Genomic DNA, 20,143 nt, shown 5'->3' on the forward strand with positions numbered 1-20,143 from the left:
CTAGACAAAGTCTAGAGGAACTTTTTTATGTTATAGCATATTATTTAGATTCTTTTTTAGTTGATTCAGCTTCCAATTTTTTACCCAAATCGATAAGATATTGTTTCATGTTATCTTTGATTTGTGGGTGTTGAAGCGCATAGTCAATAGAAGTTTTCATGAAGCCGAATTTATCACCGACATCATAGCGATCACCGTTAAATTGACGTGCAAAAACACGTTGTGTTTTGTTCAAAGTGTCGATAGCATCTGTCAATTGGATTTCATTACCAGCTCCAGGTTTTTGTGTTTCAAGAATATTGAAGATTTCTGGAGTAAGAAGATAGCGACCGATGATAGCAAGATCACTAGGTGCATCTTCAGGTGCTGGTTTTTCAACAAATGTTTCAACACTGTAAAGACCGTCTTTTCCTTCGCCTTGAGGTGCGATAACGCCGTAAGATGAAACTTCTTCGTGTGGCACAGGCATAACAGCAATTGTTGATGCATGTGTGTTTTCGTAGTCGTTAATCAATTGTTTTGTAAGTGGTACAGCTTTATCGTTGTTGATATCCATAAGGTCATCACCCAGCATAACGACGAATGGTTCGTTGCCTACAAAAGCTTTAGCTTGAAGGACAGCATCACCAAGTCCACGAGGGTGACTTTGACGGATGAAGTGAAGATTAATGGCTGTAGTGTCATTAACGAGTTTAAGAAGATCAGTTTTCCCTTTGTGTTCCAAATTGTATTCTAATTCGAAGTTTGAGTCAAAGTGGTCTTCGATAGAACGTTTTGATTTACCAGTAACAACCAAGATATCTTCAATACCTGATTTTAAGGCTTCTTCGACGATAAATTGGATGGTTGGTTTATCAACAATTGGAAGCATCTCTTTAGCGAGTGCTTTTGTAGCTGGCAAAAAACGAGTTCCAAGACCAGCTGCGGGAATAACGGCTTTTCTAACTTTTCTCATATTCATACGAGAACTCCTTTTCATAAATAAACTATGCTGAATTAAATTATACTATAGTTCTAATTTTAGTGCCATTCGTTTTCTGAACGGAAGTCATTTGACATCATGCCAAGAATGCTATCACGAACATCAGCACCTTCGTAGATGACTTTGTAGATAGCAGTTGTGATTGGCATGTAGACATCCAATTCTTTAGCTAACTCATAGGCAACTTTAGTTGTTGAAATCCCTTCGATAACCATTCCCATATTTTTCTCGATGTCTTCGAGTTTTTCACCGCGCCCAAGAGCATCACCAGCTCGCCAGTTACGAGAGTGAACAGATGTTCCTGTTACGATAAGGTCACCAACACCAGAAAGACCACTGTAAGTAAGTGGGTTAGCTCCCAATTTAACCCCGAGACGTGTGATTTCAGCAAGTCCACGTGTGATAACGGCTGCTTTAGCATTGTCACCGAAACCAAGACCGTGAAGTGCACCGGCACCAACAGCTATGATGTTTTTAAGTGCACCAGCTGTTTCCACACCAATAACATCAGTATTAGTGTAAAGGCGGAAGTAATTGTTGCTAAAGAGTTTTTGAACGTATTTAGCAGCTTCGTGATCTTTAGAAGCGGCAGTGATCAAGGTAATGTCTCGAACAATTGTTTCTTCAGCATGGCTTGGTCCAGAGACAACGACGATTTCAGAGCGCAATTTGGCAGGAATTTCTTCCTCAAGAATTGTTGAAAGACGTTCGTGTGTTCCAGGTTCAAGACCTTTAGAAGCGTGCATGATAACAGCTTTGTGATCAAGTGTTTCAGCGACTTGTTTTGCAACTAAACGTGTTACTTTTGTTGGGACAACAAATAAGATAGCATCAACGTCTGTAAGTGCTTCTTTCAAGTCAAGTGTCGCTTTGATATCTTCAGAGATTGTGATGTCTTTGAAATAGCGAGTGTTAGTATGTTTCGTATTTAATTCTTCGATTTGTTCTGGGATATTTCCCCATAGACAAACTTCATGTCCATTGTCGTTTAATACTTGTGCAAGAGCGGTTCCCCAAGAACCAGGCCCTAAGACAGCAACTTTTTGTCTTGTCATTTTTACTCCTCTCTTAAACGAGCAAGATTACAATCTCCATTATATCATAAGACGGCTATGTTTGTCTTTGTTTATAAAAAACACGTGATAATTGTCATTTTTTTGCTCTATTTTAATTAGAAATCTTTGTCATTTTTTTGAAAAATAACTTATGGTATAATGGGGTGACCTCATCAGTACTGGAAAGGAAGACTATTTTTGTGATTGATTTAGAAGAGATTTTATCACGAATGAATCCCAATCAAAAAATCAACTATGACCGTGTCATGCAACAAATGGCTAAACGTTGGGCGCAAGAAGAAGTAAGACCTAAAATTCTTGTTCACGTTTGCTGTGCGCCGTGTTCAACTTATACATTAGAATATTTGACGCAATACGCTGATGTGACGGTTTATTTTGCGAATTCTAATATTCATCCAAAGGATGAGTATCTTCGCCGTGCTTATGTGGTGCAAAAATTTATCTCAGAATTTAATGAAAAAGCAGGAAATAAGGTTGATTTCATCGAAGCACCTTATGACCCATCTGAATATTTTCAAAAGGTTCATGGCTTAGAAGACGAACCTGAAGGTGGCGAACGTTGTACGGCTTGTTTTGATTATCGCTTGGATAAAGCTGCTAAAATGGCAGTTGAGCTTGGATATGATTACTTTGCCAGTGCACTAACAATCAGTCCACACAAAAATTCTCAAGTCATCAACAGTGTTGGTATTGAAGTCCAAAAAGTTTATGCGACTAAATATTTGCCAAGTGATTTCAAGAAAAACAATGGCTACCGCCGTTCAGTTGAAATGTGTGAAGAATATGATATCTACCGTCAATGTTATTGTGGCTGTGTCTTTGCAGCAAAAATCCAAGGCGTTGATTTAAATCAAATCAAAAAAGAAGCTAAGGAATTCATGATAGGAAAAGACGGCGAAAAAGAATTCCCACACATTCGATTTACATTTGAAGGAAAAGAAATTTAATACGAATAAGTAATTAAGGAGATAACATGAGTAAAATTAGAGGGTTTGAATTGGTTTCACAATTCACAGATGAAGCATTGCTACCAAAACGCGAAACAGCGCATGCGGCTGGTTATGATTTGAAAGCAGCGGAAACGACAGAAATCGCACCTGGGGAAATCAAATTGGTGCCAACTGGTGTCAAAGCTTACATGCAAGCTGGCGAAGTGCTTTATCTCTTTGACCGTTCATCAAATCCACGTAAAAAAGGTTTGGTTTTGATTAATTCAGTTGGTGTTATCGATGGTGACTACTATGGCAATCCAGCCAATGAAGGTCACATCTTTGCGCAAATGAAAAATATTACAGATGAAACAGTTGTGGTTGAAGCTGGCGAACGCATTGTCCAAGGTGTTTTCATGCCTTTCTTGGTTGCTGATGGTGACGAAGCAGCTGGTGTGCGTACTGGTGGCTTTGGGTCAACAGGAAAATAAGGTTTAGAGTAAAAATATAAGGGAGGTAATGAGCTATCGCTAAGAAGAAAACAACGTTTATTTGTCAGGAGTGTGGCTATCATTCTCCTAAGTATTTAGGGCGTTGCCCAAACTGTTCATCGTGGACATCATTTGTCGAAGAAGTTGAGGTGCAAGAGGTTAAAAATGCGCGTGTCAGCTTGACAGGTGAAAAGAGCAAACCAACTAAGTTAAAAGATGTGAGCTCGATTAACTACTCACGCACGAAGACAGACATGGATGAATTTAACCGTGTGCTTGGTGGCGGTGTGGTGCCAGGCAGTTTGGTGCTTATCGGTGGTGACCCAGGTATCGGAAAATCAACCCTGCTTTTGCAAGTATCGATTCAGCTTGCTGACAAGGGAACGGTTCTTTACGTTTCTGGGGAAGAATCAGCAGAGCAGATTAAACTACGTAGTGAGCGTCTCGGCGACATTGATAATGAATTTTACCTTTATGCTGAGACAAATATGCAAGCCATTCGCACACAGATTGAGCAAATTCAGCCTGATTTCTTGATTATTGACTCGATTCAGACAATTATGAGCCCTGATATTTCTGGGGTTCAAGGGTCGGTATCACAAGTACGTGAAGTGACTGCAGAGTTGATGCAACTGGCTAAGACAAATAATATTGCAACCTTTATCGTTGGTCACGTGACTAAGGAAGGGCAGCTTGCAGGACCGCGCATGCTTGAGCATATGGTGGATACGGTGCTTTATTTTGAAGGGGAACGTCATCACACCTTCCGTATTTTACGTGCTGTGAAAAATCGTTTTGGTTCGACAAATGAAATTGGCATTTTTGAAATGCAATCTGGCGGGCTTGTCGAGGTGCTCAATCCAAGCCAAGTTTTCTTAGAAGAACGTTTGGACGGTGCAACTGGCTCAGCTATCGTGGTTACTATGGAAGGAAGTCGTCCGATTTTAGCGGAAGTCCAAGCTTTGGTAACACCAACGGTCTTTGGAAATGCCAAACGTACAACAACAGGTCTTGATTTCAACCGTGTTAGTTTGATTATGGCGGTGCTTGAAAAACGTTGTGGGCTTTTGTTGCAAAATCAAGATGCTTATCTCAAGTCAGCTGGTGGGGTGAAACTTGATGAACCAGCCATTGACTTAGCAGTTGCGGTAGCGATTGCGTCAAGCTATAAAGAAAAGCCAACAAATCCACAGGAAGCCTTCATCGGTGAAATTGGTTTGACAGGTGAAATTCGTCGTGTGACACGTATTGAGCAACGTATCAACGAAGCGGCAAAACTTGGTTTTACCAAAGTTTATGCTCCTAAAAACTCACTGTCAGGTATTGATATTCCAGACAATATTCAAGTCATTGGTGTGACAACTGTGGGCGAAGTCCTCAAAAAAGTTTTTGCGTAAAAAGTGGGAGAGTATTTCCGCTTTTTTTATTTCCTCATTTAAAGTCATTTTAGGCGACAAGAGGTATGAAAAATGATAATATAAGAAAAACTTTATTAGACAAGTAGTCAAGGAGGACTTTTGATGTCTTATTTTGAAAATTTTTTGAAAACTAACCAAGCTTATGCTGATTTACATGGTACAGAGCATTTGCCACAGAAGCCCAAAACGCATGTTGCTATTGTGACTTGTATGGATTCTCGTTTACATGTGGCACAGGCTTTGGGGTTAGCGCTTGGTGATGCTCATATTTTGCGAAATGCTGGCGGTCGTGTGACTGATGATATTATCCGTTCTTTGGTGATTTCTCAGCAACAATTGGGGACACGTGAAATTGTAGTTCTTCATCACACAGATTGTGGGGCACAAAGTTTTACAAATGAAGCTTTTGCAGCGCAGTTAGAGCGTGATTTGGGTGTGTCAGTTCATGGAAAAGATTTTCTGCCATTTTCTGATGTTGAAGAAAGTGTCCGTGAGGATGTTAGAAAGCTACGCGAGTCGCCGTTGATTCCTGATGATATTGTGATTTCTGGTGCTGTTTATGATGTGAATACTGGTCGCATCAGTGAAGTAACACTCTAGGTGTTTGATTTTGAAAAAGGATAGAAAATGAGATATATCAAATTTGGCGAGCGCCAAAAGGAAGTTTCAGAAGTTGTTTTGGGATTAATGCGCATTTTAGAAATGACGGTTGATCAAGTTGAAGACTTGATTGAGTCTGCTCTGGCGGTTGGAATTAATGCCTTTGATATTGCTGATTGTTATGGTCATGGAAAATGTGAACACATTTTAGGAGAGGTGTTGAAACGTCGTCCTGACTTGCGTGAGAAGATGTGGATTCAATCAAAATGTGGTATCCGCATGGAAGAATTTACTTATTTTGATTTTTCAAAAGAGCATATTTTAGAAGCTGTGGATGGCATTTTAGAGCGTCTTAATGTTGATTACATTGATTCTTTGTTACTTCATCGTCCAGATGCACTTATGGAGCCTGCAGAAATTGCGGAAGCTTTTGATTTGTTGAAGTCACAGGGAAAAGTTATCGATTTTGGTGTCTCAAATCAAAATCCGATGATGATGGCATTGATTCAAAAAGATGTTAACCAACCTTTGGTGGCTAATCAATTGCAACTGAGTGCAGCCTTTACCCCTAGTTTTGACGCTGGTTTTCATGTCAATATGAAACAAGAGGCTGGGATTGTTCGCGACAGCAGTATTTTTGAATATTGTCGCTTGCATGATGTGGTGATTCAAGCTTGGTCAGTACTTCAGTTTGATTATTTTGGCGGTGTTTTCTTGGGTTCTGAGAAATACCCTGAGTTAAATCACGTTTTAAACCGTTTGGCTGAAAAATATCATGTCAGCCCGTCAGCGGTTGCTATTGCTTGGGTGTTGCGATATCCAGCAAAAATGCAAGCTGTGATTGGAACAACCAAAAAAGCTCGTGTTGTTGAAGCAGCTAAGGCGGCAGAAATCCAGTTAACGCGAAAAGAATGGTATGAAATCTACTTGGCTGCGGGCAATGATTTGCCATAAAAATGCCTTTAGGGTTTTGAGTAAATTGGGAGAATTTTATGCGAAAATTTGAAATCAGCCAAAAATTCTGGTCGCTAGCTGGCAAGTTTGACATCTTTGATGAGGATGGCCGTTTGGCTTATCAGGTTCAAGGTTCTTTTCTGAAACTATTTAAGGAATTTACTATTTTTGATGGACAAAGAAAGACTGTCAGTCATATTAAGCAGCAGTTTAGTTTTCCTTTCCAGAAATTTATGGTGACTTTTGCGGATGGTAAGGAAATCACGATTCAAAAACGTTTTTCACTGTTGAAAGCTAAGTATGATATTTCTGATTTTGGTTTAGAAGTAGCTGGGGATATTTGGAATATGACATTTAGCCTTCTTAACCAAGGACGTGAGGTGGCTAAGATTCATCAAGAATGGTTTAAATTTCCTTCAACTTATCGAGTGGAAATTGCTGATGATTCTTTGTCTGACCTTGTCATTTCTTTGGTTATTGCTATTGATTATATCAAGGAAAAAGAGTCAAGTGCAGCTAGTTCAGCATCAAGTTAAAGTTCAATTGTTCTAAATCTTGGATATAGGAAGGAATTCAGCTGATTTCAGCTGAATTTTTTGTTCCAAGACTCAAGATTGTGCTATAATAGAAGCAATTGAAATTTTAACAGGAGACGAAAATGCCTAAGAAAATTCGCGTGCGTTATGCACCAAGTCCAACAGGACTTTTACACATCGGAAATGCGCGTACAGCGCTCTTTAATTATCTTTACGCTCGTCACCACGGTGGTGATTTTGTAATCCGTATCGAAGATACTGACCGTAAACGTCATGTCGAAGACGGTGAACGTTCACAATTGGAAAACCTTAAATGGTTGGGAATGGATTGGGACGAAAGCCCACAAACTCACGAAAAATATCGCCAATCAGAACGTTTGGACATCTACCAAAAATACATCGACCAATTGCTAGCTGAAGGTAAAGCTTATAAATCATACGTTACTGAAGAAGAACTAGCTGCAGAACGTGAACGCCAAGAAGCTGCTGGTGAAACACCTCGTTACATCAACGAATTCCTTGGTATGTCTGAAGAAGAAAAAGCTGCTTATATCGCAGAACGTGAAGCAAAAGGAATCATCCCTACTGTACGTTTGGCCGTTAACGAATCAGGTATCTACAAATGGCATGATATCGTTAAAGGCGACATCGAATTTGAAGGTGGAAACGTCGGTGGTGACTGGGTTATCCAGAAAAAAGATGGTTACCCAACATACAACTTTGCCGTTGTTATCGATGACCACTTGATGGAAATCTCTCACGTTATCCGTGGAGATGACCACATCGCAAACACACCAAAACAATTGATGGTTTACGAAGCACTTGGTTGGGAAGCACCAGAATTCGGTCACATGACATTGATTATCAACTCTGAAACTGGTAAAAAATTGTCAAAACGTGACACTAACACACTTCAATTCATCGAAGATTACCGTAAAAAAGGTTACATGCCAGAAGCAGTATTCAACTTTATCGCTCTTCTTGGTTGGAACCCTGGTGGTGAAGATGAAATCTTCTCACGTGAAGAATTGATTAAACTCTTTGATGAACACCGTTTGAGTAAATCTCCAGCTGCATTTGACCAAAAGAAAATGGACTGGATGAGCAACGAATACATCAAGAATGCAGATTTCGATACAGTCTTTGCAATGGCTAAACCATTCTTGGAAGAAGCTGGTCGTTTGACTGACAAAGCTGAAAAATTGGTTGAACTTTACAAACCACAAATGAAATCTGTTGATGAAATCATTCCATTGACTGATTTGTTCTTTGAAGATTTCCCAGAATTGACAGATGCTGAAAAAGAATTCATGGCTGGTGAAACAGTTCCAACAGTTCTTGAAGCCTTCAAAGCAAAACTTGAAGCTATGAGTGACGAAGATTTCAAATCAGAAAACATCTTCCCACAAATCAAAGCTGTTCAAAAAGAAACTGGCATCAAAGGTAAAAACCTCTTCATGCCAATTCGTATCGCCGTTTCAGGTGAAATGCACGGTCCAGAACTTCCAGATACTATCTACCTTCTTGGTCGTGAAAAATCAATTGAACACATTGATAACATGCTTAAAAACCTGAAATAATAGCTAAAAAAGTCTGAGGTATTCTCAGGCTTTGTATATTTTCCTTTAGACGGTGTGTCAGAAAAAGACGCTGTTATTTTAGAGTAAATCAAGCAAATGTATTAAGTTGTATTTTTATCTAAAATTATGAATTTTTAGAAAGATTTTAATTGCTTGTGAAAAACGTTTTCTTTGCAGCTACCTATTCTAAAGTCATTTACTTCTTGTTATAATAGGCTTTAAAATTTTGTTATTTATAAGTTAAGAGGAGTTACATGAAAAAAGACTATTCTATCTTTTTCGTCCCAGGAATTATTCTTGTGGGCGCTGTTATGCGTATCCCATTTACGACAATTCCGACTGTCCTTAGCTATGTTGCGGATGGTTTAGGAGTTTCAGTCAATTCTTTGGGTGTTTTGACAAGTATTCCGTTGATTATGTTTGCCTTTTGTTCATCTTTGGCACCACGTTTAGCGGATAAATTTGGACTTGAAAAATTATTCACCATGGTTCTGATTGCCATGTTTATCGGTTCAAGCATGCGCGTGCTTAACCTTCCAAGTCTTTACATCGGTACAATGATTATCGGAATCAGCATTGCCATGATGAACGTTTTGTTCCCAAGTATCATTTTGGCAAACCAACCATTCCGTATCGGATTGTTGACAACGATTTATACAACAGCTATGGGGCTTTCTTCATCAGTTGCCACATCAGTTGCTGTTCCAATCGTTAAAGCAACATCTTGGAAAGGGTTGATTCTGATTCTTAGTTTCTTGATTTTGGTAGCTTTGGCAGTTTGGTTTCCAAATACGTTCCACAATCATGTGACTGAAAAGGATGAAGAAAAACGTTCAACATCACTTTGGAAAAATAAAGCCGCTATCGCGCTTCTTGTCTTTGGTGGTTTGCAATCTCTTCTTTTCTACACAGGAATGACATGGTTGCCAACAATGGCTAGCCAAGCTGGTCTTTCAAGCGAAGTAGCAGGTATCTTAGCTTCAATTTATTCATTGATTAGCTTGCCGTTTTCATTGACAATCCCAACTTTGACAACAAATCTTTCAAGTAAAAATCGTAAAATTATGCTTGCGATTGTGTCAGCTTGTGCAATTGTAGGAACAGGTATGCTTTTATTCCAAACAAGCAGCTTTGCTTATTGGTTGACAGTTAATATTTTAATCGGTATTGCTGTTAGTGCTTTGTTCCCATACTTGCTTGTGACATTCTCAATGAAATCACACACACCAAGTCAAACAGCACAATTGTCTGGTATGGTGCAATCAGGTGGTTACTTCCTAGCAGCCTTTGGACCAACACTTTTTGGTTTTAGTTTTAACCTCTTTGGTTCATGGACAGTAGCGGCACTTTGCTTGTTCATCTGTACAATTGTGATGACAGCAGCTTTGTTCTACACAGAACGCTTTGAAAAAATTCAATAATAGATGAAAAACATTAGTTCCCTAGATTTGGCTAGGGAGCTTTTTTTATAAAAAGTGCGGAGTTTTTTGTATATATACTGTATATTTGTTATAAAATCATAAAAAAGTGACTTTTTTTGTAAAAAATAATTCAAAAAATTGTTGACAGGGGTGAAAGGTGTGTGTATAATTATACGCATAAAGTTGATAAAAACACAAAATAAGAAAAGAGAGTAGTCCTATGTCAAAAGAAAAAGTTATCCTTGCATATTCTGGTGGTCTTGATACTTCAGTTGCCATTACTTGGCTTATGAAAGATTATGATGTCCTTGCTGTTTGTATGGACGTCGGCGAAGGTAAAGACCTTGATTTTATTCATGATAAAGCTCTTAAAGTTGGTGCAGTTGAATCTTACGTCCTTGATGTTAAGGATGAATTCGCTGAAGAGTATGTGCTTCCAGCACTTCAAGCTCACGCTTACTACGAGCAAAAATACCCATTGGTATCAGCGCTTAGCCGTCCAGTCATTTCTAAAAAATTAGTTGAAATTGCTCATAAAACAGGTGCGACAACAATCGCTCACGGTTGTACTGGTAAAGGGAATGACCAAGTTCGTTTTGAAGTGGCAATTGCTGCGCTTGACCCAGAATTGAAAGTTATCGCTCCAGTTCGTGAATGGAAATGGTCTCGTGAAGAAGAAATCGAATACGCTAAAGCAAACGGTGTGCCAGTTCCAGCTGACCTAGACAACCCATATTCAGTTGACCAAAACCTTTGGGGTCGTGCAAATGAATGTGGTGTTCTTGAAAATCCATGGAACCAAGCTCCAGAAGATGCTTTTGGTATCACAAATTCTCCAGAAGAAGCTCCTGATACACCAGAATTCATCGACATCGAATTCAAGGAAGGTAAACCAGTTGCTCTTAACGGCAAAGAAATGAAACTAGCTGACCTTATCCAAGAAGTCAATGCTATCGCAGGTAAACACGGTGTTGGACGTATCGACCACGTTGAAAACCGTTTGGTGGGTATCAAATCACGTGAAATTTACGAATGCCCAGGTGCAATCACACTTTTGACAGCTCACAAAGAAATCGAAGACATCACATTGGTACGTGAAGTATCTCACTTCAAACCAATTCTTGAAAATGAATTGTCAAACCTTATCTACAATGCTTTGTGGTTCAGCCCAGCAACAAAAGCAATTATTGCTTACATTAAAGAAACACAAAAAGTGGTTAATGGTACTGCAAAAGTTAAATTGTACAAAGGTTCAGCAAAAGTTGTTGCTCGTAAATCACCAAATTCACTTTACGATGAAAACTTGGCAACATATACATCAGCTGATAGCTTCGACCAAGATGCAGCTGTAGGCTTCATCAAACTTTGGGGACTACCAACTCAAGTTAACTCACAAGTTAACAACAAATAAATCATCTGCTTAAGCAGTTGATTATGAAAAAGAAAAGAAAAACATGAGCGTGAACGAGTCACAGCCAAATAAACAATAAAAGTAAAAAAAGAAAAGAAAATTTCAGATAGAAGGGGACAGGGAGCCCCATCTGAGACTCTTTTCTTATAACTTACCAAACCCTCGTTAATGTCAACAGAGAGTGGCATCGAGCTTAAATAATGATATCCTGTGAGAATCATTTAAGAATTCGCCCCGTGAGGCATCACATCATAAGTCCTTGGTAGCTCCTAGGACTTATTTGTTAATTGAAATAAGAAAAGAGAAAGGCTTTGAACGCCAGCTCTGGTGGTTCATTGTATCAGTGTTATGACAACAGAAAATCATAAATTATGGGGCGGGCGTTTTGAAGCTGGTCTTGAAAAATGGGTTGAAGAATTTGGAGCATCCATTTCTTTTGACCAAAAAATGGCAGAGTTTGACTTGAAAGGCTCAATTGCACATGTGACCATGCTTGGTGAAACAGGTATTATCACAAAAGATGAAGCCAATCAAATCAAAGCTGGTCTTGAAGAATTGCTGGCTGAATACAAAGATGGCAAAATCGAATTTGACGTGTCAAACGAAGACATTCATATGAATATGGAAAGTCTTTTGACCGCTAAAATCGGTCCTGTTGCTGGGAAATTGCACACAGCGCGTTCACGTAATGACCAAGTGGCAACAGATATGCACTTGTATTTGAAAGCCAAGCTTGACGAAGTTATCGCTAAACTTGCGAACTTGCGTAAAACTTTAGTGGATTTGGCTGATGAGCATGTTTATACCATCATGCCAGGTTACACGCATTTGCAACACGCACAGCCAATTTCATTTGGACATCACTTGATGGCTTACTATAACATGTTTACGCGTGATAGTGAACGTTTTGAATTTAATATCAAGCATGCGGATATGTCACCGCTTGGTGCGGCTGCCCTTGCTGGGACAACTTTCCCGATTGACCGTGAAATGACAGCACAGCTCATGGGCTTTGCTAAACCATACAGCAACTCTCTTGATGCTGTGTCTGACCGTGATTTTATCTTGGAATTTTTGTCAAACAGTTCTATTTTGATGATGCACATGAGCCGTATTTGTGAAGAAATCATTAGCTGGTGCTCAAATGAATTTAAGTTTGTGACACTTTCTGATACCTTCTCAACAGGATCATCAATCATGCCACAGAAGAAAAATCCAGATATGGCTGAGTTAATTCGTGGAAAATCTGGTCGTGTTTACGGTAACTTATTTGGCCTTTTGACAGTCATGAAATCTTTACCTTTGGCTTACAATAAAGATTTACAAGAAGATAAAGAAGGCATGTTTGACACTGTTGAAACCATCACGGTAGCTATCGATATTTTAGCTGGTATGCTCAAAACAATGACTGTTAATAAAGCACACATGGCTGAATCAACTGAAAAAGACTTTTCAAATGCGACTGAATTGGCTGACTATCTTGCTAGCAAGGGGCTTCCTTTCCGTCAGGCTCACGAAATTGTAGGTAAATTAGTCCTCGAATGCACGAAAGCTGGTTATTATTTGCAAGATGTGCCATTTGAACGTTATCAAGAAATTTCTGATTTGATTGAGGAAGATATCTATGAAACTCTCAAATCGCATACGGCGGTTGAACGTCGTCACTCTCTTGGCGGAACTGGTTTTGACCAAGTGAAATGGCAAATCGCTTTAGCCAATGAAGACTTGCAAAACTTAGATTAATAGACACTTAGGCTATTCAAGATTTTTAAGCGTATTTTCCAATAAAAATATTTTGAAGATAATGAGCCCAAACTCCTTAGAGGTTAGGGCTTTTTTGAATTTTATGGTATAATAAAAATAATTTAGAATGGAGTCGTACGTTGAAGAAAACCTATCGTGTCAAAAGTGACAAAGATTTTCAGGCGATTTTTAGCAAAGGTACAAGTGTTGCTAACCGAAAATTTGTCCTTTATCATTTAGAAAAAAATCAGAGCCACTATCGTGTAGGGCTTTCTGTAAGCAAAAAACTTGGTAATGCTGTTACTCGCAATAGCATTAAGCGAAAAATTCGTCACGTTATCATGGAATTATCACCAAATTTGCTTAATCAGGACTTTGTCATCATTGCGCGTAAAGGTGTCGAGGAACTTGATTACCATGAAGTGAAGAAAAATTTATTGCATGTGTTAAAACTTGCTAATTTATATCAGGAAGGTCTCAATAGTGAAAAGAAAGATTAAATTATTAGGATTAAGTAGTCTTACTTTAATGCTTTTGGCTGCTTGTGGGCGCAGCGAAGTAACCGCTTCATCAACTAATGGTTGGGAACAAATTGTTTATTTCTTTGCCAAAGCTATTCAATGGCTTTCAATTAATGGTCGTATTGGTGTGGGGATTGTTCTCTTTACTATCATCATTCGTGCCATTATGATGCCGCTTTACAACATGCAAATCAAATCAGGTCAAAAGATGCAAAATTTGCAGCCAGAGCTTAAAAAATTACAAGAAAAATATCCTGGCCGTGATACAGACAGCCGCATGAAATTGACTGAAGAAAGCCAAGCACTTTATAAAGAATATGGTGTTAACCCATATGCAACAATGCTTCCATTGGTTGTGCAATTGCCAATTTTGATGGCTTTGTACCAAGCATTGACTCGTGTTGCTTTCTTGAAAACAGGAACTTTCTTGTGGATTGAATTGTCGCAACCAGATCCATATTATATCTTGCCTGTTTTGGCAGCTCTATTTACATTCCTTTCAACTTGGTTGACTAATAAGGCTGCGCGTGAGAAAAATTTCGCGATGACGCTTATGACCTACGTGATGCCAATCATTATCTTCTTCTTTGGTTTCCGTTTGGCGTCAGGGGTTGTGCTTTATTGGACAGTATCAAATGCCTTCCAAGTGTTCCAAATCCTTTTGTTAAATAATCCATTTAAGATTATTGCAGAACGTGAAGCTAAGGAACGTGCTGAAAAAGAACATGCGGCTAAGATTCGTCGTGCTAAAAAGAAAGCGCAAAAGAGAAGAAAGTAAGAGGATAAAACTATGGTAATATTCACAGGTCGAACTGTTGAAGATGCTATTGAAAAGGGCTTGAAAGAGTTAAATTTGTCACGTCTTAAAGCCCATATTAAGGTTGTTTCTCGTGAGAAAAAAGGTTTCTTTGGCTTTGGTAAGAAACCAGCTCAAGTAGATATTGAAGGGATTAATGAAGTCACTGCTCACCGTGCTAACCAAAAAGCAGTTAAAGGTGTGCCAGAAGAAGTTAATCAAAAAAATGAGCCTGTATCATCAAAATTTGAAGATACTATGGAGCTTCGTAAAGTAGCCAGCATCATTAAAAAAATGGAAGAACGTGGCGAAGTCATCGATGATTCTGTCAAGGAAGACATCGTCATGCACAAGAAAAAAACACAAACCATTCTTGAAGAATCTGGACATACAGAAGTTTTAGAAGCGCTCGGAAAAACAGACGATGTTAACGAAGCAGTTGTAGAGCCAAAAGAAGTTTCAGACACACTAAAACCTGTTAACACAGACCAAAGTTTTGAAGAATTTGTGGCTAGCGAATTTCCAGCTCAACGTGAATTGAGTAAAGATATCGAAAAAGCGACAGAAGAAGTGGCTGATTATGTTAAAAAAATCATCTACGAAATGGATATTGAGGCAACTGTGGAAACAAGCCACAATCGCCGTCAAATCAATTTGCAAATTGAAACACCAGAAGCTGGTCGTGTGATTGGCTATCACGGAAAAGTGTTGAAATCACTTCAACTACTTTCACAAAATTTCCTACATGACCGTTATTCAAAGAATTTCTCTGTGATTTTGAATGTTCATGATTACGTGGAACACCGTACAGAGACATTGATTGAATTTACCCGCAAAGCCGCAAGCCGTGTGCTTGAAACTGGTAAAGATTATGTCATGGACCCAATGAGTAATAGTGAACGCAAAATTGTTCATAAAACTATCACAAGCATCGAAGGTGTTGATAGTTATTCTGAAGGTAACGACCCAAATCGCTACGTGGTCGTAACGCTTGTTCAATAAGACTTAAAAGCCCGTCAGGGCTTTTTTTAATACCATTTACCGCTTATTTTTAACCGCTTACCAAAAAAGGCTTTATTTCAAGCTTTTTTTGATAAAATAATGTCAAAAGGGAGGGTTAATTATGCTAATTAGAACAAAAGATTTAATCAAGACCTTCGGAGATAAAACGGTGATTGAGCACTTGAATTTGGAAGTGGAAGAAGGGAAATTGCTAGCTTATATTGGGACAAATGGTGCTGGGAAATCAACAACTATGAAGATGTTAACGGGGCTCTTAAAACCAACGTCAGGTGAGATTGAATTGGCAGCAGATTTGAAGATTGGAATGGTTTTTCAAGAGAGTGTTCTTGATGAGGAATTGACGGTTTTAGATAATCTGAAAAGTCGCCAAGCGCTTTACCGTAAACAGGATAAAGCTTGGTTAGAAAAACTTATTCAGCTGACAGGTTTGGATGCTTTTTTGAACCAAACGTATGGCACGTTATCAGGTGGTCAACGTCGTCGTGTTGATATCGTTCGTGCCCTTTTGAATAAGCCTAACTTACTTTTCTTAGATGAACCAATGACAGGACTTGATATCCAGACACGTCGCGCGATTTGGGAGATTTTACATCGCTTACAACGTGAAGAAAACTTGACTATCTTTTTGACCACTCATTACCTTGAAGAGGCTGAGAATGCGGATATGGCCTATATTATTGACCACGGGAAGGTTTTAGCTAAAGGCTCTGCTAAGGAACTGAAAGAAACTTATTCAAAACCATATTTATTGGTTGAAACAAGTGACGTAGCTGCTTTCTCAGACCTTGACTGTAAGCGTTTGGGAGATGGTCGTTTGAAAATTATTGTTGAAGATTCTGCAAAAGCTTTGGCCATTTTATCAGATAAACGTACAGTTATTAATGATTTTGATTATGTTAAAGCAAATATCAATGATGTCTTTTTGAACATTACGGGAAGGGAGATGGCGTAAGATGTGGGCAATGACAAAACGAAACTTAAAACTTTATTTTTCAAATAAGGCTAGTGTCTTTTTCTCATTACTTGGAGCCTTGATTGCTTTTATTCTTTATGTGATTTTCTTGCAGAAAAATATGCAGGATTCATTTGCAGGAACACCGAATTTGGAAGAACTTCTTGATAATTGGGTTCTAGGTGGAACGTTAGCTGTTACGAGTATTACAACAACTTGGACTGGGGTTACGCGATTGGTTCAGGATAAGGTAAGCCATAAATTGGAAGACTTTTTATTAACAGATATTTCTCGTTTAAAACTTTATCTTGGCTATTTAATTTCTTCTAGTGTGATTGGTTTTATCATGCAATTAATTATGTTAGCCATTATGAAATTGTACTTCTACTGGCAAGATGAGGTCAGCTTTGATTTAGATTATTTACCACAAATCCTTTTAGTCATGCTTCTAAGTTCTATTATGGGATCAGGAATTGCTTTGTTTGTCTTGCAATTCATTAAAACCTTATCAACAAGTGAAGCTTTGGCGACAATTGTTGGAACTGTTTCAGGTTTTCTTGTTGGGGTTTATATGCCGATTGGTGCTTTGCCTGATTTTGCACAAAAAGTGGTCAAATTAACACCTGCAGCCTACGTATCAGCTGCTTATCGTCAGATTTTGATTGCAAAAGACGCTGTAAACGCAGATGCCAAGGAATTTTTAGGAATTGGTTTGAAATTAAAAACCTTAACAACCTTGAATCAAGAAATACTTTTAGTGAGTCTTGTCATTTGTGGCATCGTCGTTCTTTTGGCACTAAGCTTATATCTTGAGCGATTTTCATTGACTAAACATAAATAAGAGGAGTTGAAGGGTGCATTACCAGTTTGAAGAGGATAGCAGTTTACCAAAAGAGGCTATTGAAGTTTTGGTACGAAGTGGAAAATACGACCAAGCTGTCCAAGATGTTTTAGATTATTTAGCGAAATTTGAGCAGGGCAGGATGGAGATTTTGCCAGTAAAAACGGCTGTTCGTACAGAGTTATTACGCGTGTCAGATTTGATTCTTGTGGATGTTGATGGGACTTCTTTGATTTTGGAGACGACCAATGGAAGACTTATCACTACGGATCGCTTGTACAAGTTTCGTGAGCGTCTAGCTAATCCTGACTTTGTACAGATCTCAAAGCATGCTCTGATTAATATTAATCATTTAAAATCCTTAGAAAATAGCTTCTCAGGAAATATGTTGGCCATGCTTACAAATGACGTGACGACAAATGTTAGCAGACGTTATTTGTCAGATTTGGAAAAAGCTTTGGGATTGTGAGGTGGACGTGATGAAATATATTAAAGGTGCGGTTATCTATATTTTAATTGGAATAGGCTTTGGTGGTCTTTGCTATCTCTATTTCTTGTGGCAAAGTGGTGCTGAAACCCAGACAGTTCAACAAATTGCTAATGTTATTTTCACAAGTGGGTTGATAGGTTTGGTTAGTATGATTTTTGCGGTTGAAACTATTCCAATGATATGGAAAATTATAATTCATTTTTGTTTAGTTTACAGTATTAATAGCTGGTTAAATTTATTGAATGGTATTACGACAACTTTCATTTGGTCATGGGATTTTTTGGTAGAATTTACCTTGATTTACCTAGTGATTTGGCTTGTGCTTTATATTAATTTTAATCATCGTGTAAAAAATATTAACCAGAAACTACAAGAAAAAACTAAAAAATAAATTTTAACTTATTATTGCCAGGATTCAGGACTTTTTCTTCTATCAGACGCTCAAAAGAAAGTCTTTGAAATTAAACAAAAAGTAAGTGTCTAGAGTTTTGAGAATTAATAAAATAAATCTATAAGTCAAGAGAGCAATGAAAATTGTTCTCTTTTTCTGTACTAAAAAGAAAGGATACAAACATGACTTCTAATGAACTACATTCGCGTGAAATACTCATTGAATTTTTGATGTTTGAGTTAAAAATTTCACGTAAAGAAAGTCAAAGTCAACTTGCTGAATTAGAAAAATTTGGTCTTATTGAAATAAAACCAAATGGTCAGCTTTATTTTAAAATGGTATAGATTTATGGTTTTTAATGCAATAACTGTAGAACAGTATGAAACGTCTGAACAATATTTTAAACTTCCAAAACTTTTATTTGAAAGTCCTCGTTATGAAGATATGCGATTAGATTCAAAAGTATCTTATTCAATCTTAAAAGATAGACTAAGCCTTTCCCTAAGAAATAATTGGGTTGATGAAGAGGGACGAATTTATCTAGTTTATTCAAATACAAGTTTGATGAAAATTCTTAAAGTATCAAAGTCAACTTTGTTAAGGATAAAAAAACAATTAGCTGAATACGATTTAATTAAGGAAGTTCAACAGTCAACTAGTAGTAAAGGAAACCTTGCTAATCGTATTTATCTTGGAAACTTGATTGTTGATGATTTTGACGCTAACGATGATGAATTACCCGGGGTGTCAAATTTAGACCAGGGGGGTGTCAAAATAATACGGGGGTGGTGTCAAATTCAGCCCCTAATGAGACTGAATATAACGAGACTAATTATAGTGATCATATTAGTTCTAGAAAGACTGAGAAAAATTCTAATGAATTTTCACAGTCAACTGAAACTAATCAGTCATTATCACAAAATCAATCAACTCCATTCGTTGAACCAAAGTATTATTCTCTCTTGCAAATAATTGCTGATAAATACAATGAGCAGATGTTTGGGTTTCCTGATGTTTTAACAATGACTCATAACCAGAAAATGAAAATCGGACAATATTTAGCAAGTGGCTATGTAACAAGCGCTGAAGTATTAAACATGATTGAACGTATTCCGAAAGATAGCACTTCTCCATTAGCGTATTTGCTGAAATCACTAGAAAACTTAAAACAAGAACGACTGTATGAGCAAAAAAGTATAGCACATTTAAATGCTGAAAATTACTACAACATGAAAAAAGAAGGTGAGGAAAATGTTTAATGTCGTATTCGTAGTCATAAGTTTTATAGCTATCATAGGAATTACCTTAGTTATTGTTGAAGCTCATAATGCTCCATTATTAGCTGATGATGAAATGACAGTAATATCATCTCCAAAGCATGATAATCACAAATTACATCACGAAGCCTAATAAAAGTAGTTGACCCGAGCAAGTCACAAAACTACTTGTGACCTTTGATAATTAAACACCAACACCGATCTGATCAGCAAGCCTATGGAATAACAATGAATAAGGAAGGCGGTGTTACAGCCTGCTAAAGTAGTAGGCACGTCCTGGCTTAACTCCTGTTTAGGAGTTGTGAGTATTACTCATGCGTTTGTTTATTGCGGATAGAATTATATTCTACAAAAGCAAGAAAGGAGTTTGCTATGCCAAACTTACAAAAAGTATTTGATAGACCAGAAATGACTCTATCAGACTTACGTCTTCTTGGACAACAAGGTGAAGCTATTCTTTACCTTGTTGACGGAAGGCAAGCCATTGTCAGACCAAAGTTTGCAGTAGTGCAAGAAAAACGAATGGTTAATGGCAATTGGCAAGTTGTTAGTGAAGAGATTCTCCGTTTTCACGAGATCTACTCAGCAATTCTAACCGTCAAGCGAAAACACTTTATCATTGCTGAGAGAATTAATCGAAACGGAGATAATCTTCTTGTGTTAACAGGAGTTGGCTATCATCGCCAACGAAATGAATAAAGGAGGAAACCA

23 protein-coding genes and 1 pseudogene are annotated in these 20,143 nt (G+C 38.0%); 22 read left to right on the top strand and 2 right to left on the bottom strand.

The window, feature by feature from the left end; all coding sequences use genetic code 11:
- Window positions 1–40: 40 nt before the first annotated feature.
- Window positions 41–955 (bottom strand): UTP--glucose-1-phosphate uridylyltransferase GalU, encoded by a 915-nt coding sequence (gene galU / locus STRINF_RS04130; protein WP_039696218.1) that lies wholly within the window; start codon window positions 953–955, stop codon window positions 41–43.
- Window positions 956–1,020: 65 nt separating this feature from the next.
- Entirely contained in the window at window positions 1,021–2,037 is a 1,017-nt protein-coding gene (locus STRINF_RS04135) for an NAD(P)H-dependent glycerol-3-phosphate dehydrogenase (RefSeq protein ID WP_006531761.1), read from the bottom strand.
- A 200-nt stretch (window positions 2,038–2,237) separates the two neighbouring features.
- Between STRINF_RS04135 and STRINF_RS04140 the strand changes: the two genes are divergently transcribed.
- The 22 genes and pseudogenes from STRINF_RS04140 to STRINF_RS04235 all read left to right on the top strand — a co-directional run bounded on the left by STRINF_RS04140 (window position 2,238) and on the right by STRINF_RS04235 (window position 20,131).
- Window positions 2,238–3,005 carry an epoxyqueuosine reductase QueH gene (locus tag STRINF_RS04140; protein ID WP_043878332.1) on the top strand — a complete coding sequence of 256 codons (768 nt, stop codon included), beginning with the start codon at window positions 2,238–2,240 and terminating at the stop codon, window positions 3,003–3,005.
- A 26-nt stretch (window positions 3,006–3,031) separates the two neighbouring features.
- The gene (locus STRINF_RS04145; protein ID WP_006531763.1) at window positions 3,032–3,478 is read left to right on the top strand and encodes a dUTP diphosphatase; all 447 of its coding nucleotides are present in this window, start codon (window positions 3,032–3,034) and stop codon (window positions 3,476–3,478) included.
- 35 nt (window positions 3,479–3,513) lie between these two features.
- Window positions 3,514–4,875: a DNA repair protein RadA gene (gene radA / locus STRINF_RS04150; RefSeq protein WP_043878333.1), complete on the top strand. Its 1,362-nt coding sequence runs from the start codon at window positions 3,514–3,516 to the stop codon at window positions 4,873–4,875.
- Between the two features lie 120 nt (window positions 4,876–4,995).
- Window positions 4,996–5,496: a beta-class carbonic anhydrase gene (locus STRINF_RS04155; RefSeq protein WP_115283788.1), complete on the top strand. Its 501-nt coding sequence runs from the start codon at window positions 4,996–4,998 to the stop codon at window positions 5,494–5,496.
- 27 nt (window positions 5,497–5,523) lie between these two features.
- The gene (locus STRINF_RS04160) at window positions 5,524–6,450 is read left to right on the top strand and encodes an aldo/keto reductase (protein WP_006531766.1); all 927 of its coding nucleotides are present in this window, start codon (window positions 5,524–5,526) and stop codon (window positions 6,448–6,450) included.
- 38 nt (window positions 6,451–6,488) lie between these two features.
- Entirely contained in the window at window positions 6,489–6,986 is a 498-nt protein-coding gene (locus STRINF_RS04165; RefSeq protein ID WP_006531767.1) for an LURP-one-related/scramblase family protein, read from the top strand.
- Window positions 6,987–7,108: 122 nt separating this feature from the next.
- On the top strand, window positions 7,109–8,566 hold the full coding sequence (gene gltX, locus STRINF_RS04170) for a glutamate--tRNA ligase (RefSeq protein ID WP_006531768.1): 1,458 nt from the start codon (window positions 7,109–7,111) through the stop codon (window positions 8,564–8,566).
- Between the two features lie 254 nt (window positions 8,567–8,820).
- Window positions 8,821–9,987 carry a CynX/NimT family MFS transporter gene (locus STRINF_RS04175; protein WP_006531769.1) on the top strand — a complete coding sequence of 389 codons (1,167 nt, stop codon included), beginning with the start codon at window positions 8,821–8,823 and terminating at the stop codon, window positions 9,985–9,987.
- A gap of 220 nt (window positions 9,988–10,207) precedes the next feature.
- Window positions 10,208–11,398 carry an argininosuccinate synthase gene (locus STRINF_RS04180; protein ID WP_006531770.1) on the top strand — a complete coding sequence of 397 codons (1,191 nt, stop codon included), beginning with the start codon at window positions 10,208–10,210 and terminating at the stop codon, window positions 11,396–11,398.
- 348 nt (window positions 11,399–11,746) lie between these two features.
- A complete protein-coding gene (gene argH, locus STRINF_RS04185; protein ID WP_006531771.1) occupies window positions 11,747–13,141 on the top strand; it encodes an argininosuccinate lyase in 1,395 nt (464 codons plus the stop codon).
- Window positions 13,142–13,281: 140 nt separating this feature from the next.
- Window positions 13,282–13,641, top strand: coding sequence for a ribonuclease P protein component (gene rnpA / locus STRINF_RS04190; protein ID WP_006531772.1), 360 nt, complete (start codon window positions 13,282–13,284; stop codon window positions 13,639–13,641).
- Window positions 13,625–14,440 carry a YidC/Oxa1 family membrane protein insertase gene (locus tag STRINF_RS04195; protein ID WP_006531773.1) on the top strand — a complete coding sequence of 272 codons (816 nt, stop codon included), beginning with the start codon at window positions 13,625–13,627 and terminating at the stop codon, window positions 14,438–14,440. Before rnpA ends, STRINF_RS04195 begins: the two co-directional genes overlap by 17 nt.
- Window positions 14,441–14,452: 12 nt before the next feature.
- Entirely contained in the window at window positions 14,453–15,460 is a 1,008-nt protein-coding gene (gene jag, locus STRINF_RS04200) for an RNA-binding cell elongation regulator Jag/EloR (RefSeq protein WP_006531774.1), read from the top strand.
- 121 nt (window positions 15,461–15,581) lie between these two features.
- On the top strand, window positions 15,582–16,433 hold the full coding sequence (locus STRINF_RS04205) for an ABC transporter ATP-binding protein (protein WP_006531775.1): 852 nt from the start codon (window positions 15,582–15,584) through the stop codon (window positions 16,431–16,433).
- Between the two features lies 1 nt (window position 16,434).
- Complete coding sequence (locus tag STRINF_RS04210; protein ID WP_006531776.1) at window positions 16,435–17,274, top strand: ABC transporter permease; 840 nt, start codon at window positions 16,435–16,437, stop codon at window positions 17,272–17,274.
- A gap of 13 nt (window positions 17,275–17,287) precedes the next feature.
- The gene (locus STRINF_RS04215; protein ID WP_006531777.1) at window positions 17,288–17,743 is read left to right on the top strand and encodes a LytTR family DNA-binding domain-containing protein; all 456 of its coding nucleotides are present in this window, start codon (window positions 17,288–17,290) and stop codon (window positions 17,741–17,743) included.
- 10 nt (window positions 17,744–17,753) lie between these two features.
- A complete protein-coding gene (locus STRINF_RS04220; protein WP_006531778.1) occupies window positions 17,754–18,155 on the top strand; it encodes a DUF3021 domain-containing protein in 402 nt (133 codons plus the stop codon).
- Between the two features lie 182 nt (window positions 18,156–18,337).
- Window positions 18,338–18,499: a hypothetical protein gene (locus tag STRINF_RS10295; RefSeq protein WP_006531779.1), complete on the top strand. Its 162-nt coding sequence runs from the start codon at window positions 18,338–18,340 to the stop codon at window positions 18,497–18,499.
- A gap of 100 nt (window positions 18,500–18,599) precedes the next feature.
- Window positions 18,600–18,713 (top strand): annotated as a pseudogene (locus STRINF_RS10460) (replication initiator protein A); the annotation flags it as partial.
- 230 nt (window positions 18,714–18,943) lie between these two features.
- A complete protein-coding gene (locus STRINF_RS10465) occupies window positions 18,944–19,414 on the top strand; it encodes a hypothetical protein (protein WP_223903588.1) in 471 nt (156 codons plus the stop codon).
- Window positions 19,407–19,565 carry a hypothetical protein gene (locus tag STRINF_RS10300; RefSeq protein ID WP_006531782.1) on the top strand — a complete coding sequence of 53 codons (159 nt, stop codon included), beginning with the start codon at window positions 19,407–19,409 and terminating at the stop codon, window positions 19,563–19,565. Before STRINF_RS10465 ends, STRINF_RS10300 begins: the two co-directional genes overlap by 8 nt.
- A gap of 239 nt (window positions 19,566–19,804) precedes the next feature.
- Entirely contained in the window at window positions 19,805–20,131 is a 327-nt protein-coding gene (locus STRINF_RS04235) for a hypothetical protein (protein WP_014295381.1), read from the top strand.
- Window positions 20,132–20,143: the final 12 nt, after the last annotated feature.

Source organism: Streptococcus infantarius subsp. infantarius ATCC BAA-102, assembly GCF_000154985.1.
In the GTDB taxonomy this organism is placed as follows: domain Bacteria; phylum Bacillota; class Bacilli; order Lactobacillales; family Streptococcaceae; genus Streptococcus; species Streptococcus infantarius.